The sequence below is a fragment of the Bradyrhizobium sp. MOS001 genome (assembly GCF_004634465.1).
In the GTDB taxonomy this organism is placed as follows: domain Bacteria; phylum Pseudomonadota; class Alphaproteobacteria; order Rhizobiales; family Xanthobacteraceae; genus Bradyrhizobium; species Bradyrhizobium barranii.
This window is the reverse complement of record NZ_SPVJ01000161.1, coordinates 1-1,419: the sequence shown is the minus strand read 5'-3', so window position 1 is coordinate 1,419 and position 1,419 is coordinate 1. Positions and strand designations below refer to the sequence as shown.

Annotated in this window: 2 protein-coding genes and 1 pseudogene; 2 read left to right on the top strand and 1 reads right to left on the bottom strand. The window is 56.8% G+C overall.

Going from position 1 to position 1,419, the window contains the following annotated elements:
• Positions 1-221: hypothetical protein (locus tag CT676_RS45040; RefSeq protein WP_205124652.1), on the top strand; the 221-nt coding region annotated here is incomplete at its 5' end.
• A 400-nt stretch (positions 222-621) separates the two neighbouring features.
• Positions 622-978, top strand: coding sequence for a hypothetical protein (locus CT676_RS43640; RefSeq protein WP_223154002.1), 357 nt, complete (start codon positions 622-624; stop codon positions 976-978).
• Between the two features lie 41 nt (positions 979-1,019).
• On the opposite strand, the pseudogene CT676_RS43635 reads toward CT676_RS43640, so the two are convergent.
• Positions 1,020-1,419, bottom strand: a pseudogene (locus tag CT676_RS43635) (hypothetical protein); the annotation flags it as partial.

Here is a 1,419-nt window from a genome sequence, read left to right as displayed (position 1 = left end):
CCGCGCGCATCGTGGCCCACGACATGGAACGAGTTTTTGCCGATATCGATGCCGATCACGGCGATCGCGGTATTGAGTGTCTGGGACATGGCGTGCTCCTTGTCTTGGCGCCCCTGGCCAGCTTATCGCTGGCGGGGCAGGAGCACGGCCGGACCATCCCATTAGCGGACGTGCGTCGTGGTCGCAGCGATATCCGCCTACTGTGCCGACATCGAAATTAATAGCGTGTTGACGATCGGAGCAGGCGGATTTGTCATCTCGGACGGAGATACTGCTGCGTCGTTGAGATTGCGGACCGGGCGTTGCGATGCGGAGGGCCTGCTTAGGGCCAAACTCAATTTCTTCAGCATGCGCCGGAACTCGTGATCATACGACGCGTCGACATCGCGCATCGTTGAAAACGATGTGACGAAATATTCCTTTAATCGGTCGATCGATTCTCCATCTCCATAGAGAACACAAGCACTGTTGGCCTTTCATTCCGGTGGTGAGTGAGCAAGCTTAAACTCTGCGGTACCGGGGCGGCGATGTGTGTGGCCCTGGAGTGGCTACTACGGGCCCAAGTTTGGCGTGCTTGACGTGTTCGGCGTGTGGGACTTCCACTGCGGGATTAGGAGTAAGATGAACAATCACCTTCGGCATGCAGCGCTTGCTGTATTCACTGTCATGCTGCCGATCTTTACAATCGGTCACGCTCGCGCCCACGATTATCAGCACCCCGAGTTGAACAGCTGGTATGAGAGCTTGCACAGTGGCAAAGGGCCTTGCTGCGATGGCAGTGATGCGAAGCGCGTTGATGACGCCGATTGGGAAACTAAGGACGGTCACTATCGCGTACGCCTTGATGGCGAGTGGGTTGATGTTCCGAACGAAGCTGTCGTGGATGGACCGAACCGCGCTGGCCGTACGATGGTCTGGCCTTACTACCTAGATGGTCATCCGAAGCCGCGCTGCTTCATGCCGGGGAGTATGGGCTGATAGCGAGCGCGGGGATGCAAGCCTGAAGTAGACCGGGCGCTCTAGCACCCGTCGTCTCCTTCCACGACGGTCGACAGGAAGCTGGAACGAGCCAGATCACACGCAATCGGTTTCGAGAACGAGGTGCCAAACCATCTACTCGTCAACGAACTATCGTTGGTGACCCAGGGGATTGGCGGCAGTTGCGGCAGATAAGATGCATACGGCATCACTTTCGCAAGCGTCACTCTGACCAGATACTTTGCTAGAAAAGCCTCGTTCATTCCGCCGTCCAGTCCGCTATAGATCGGGGCTGTCGGGACGTTGTCATTGAGCAATCGCGCGAATTCGAGTTCGTCGGTACGTTGCTTCTCAAGCGCCCGCCGCGCAATTTTGGAATCCACGACAAACGCGGGGCATTTATCGGTGGGACTGAACACGAGAGGATACGGCGAATTTGGT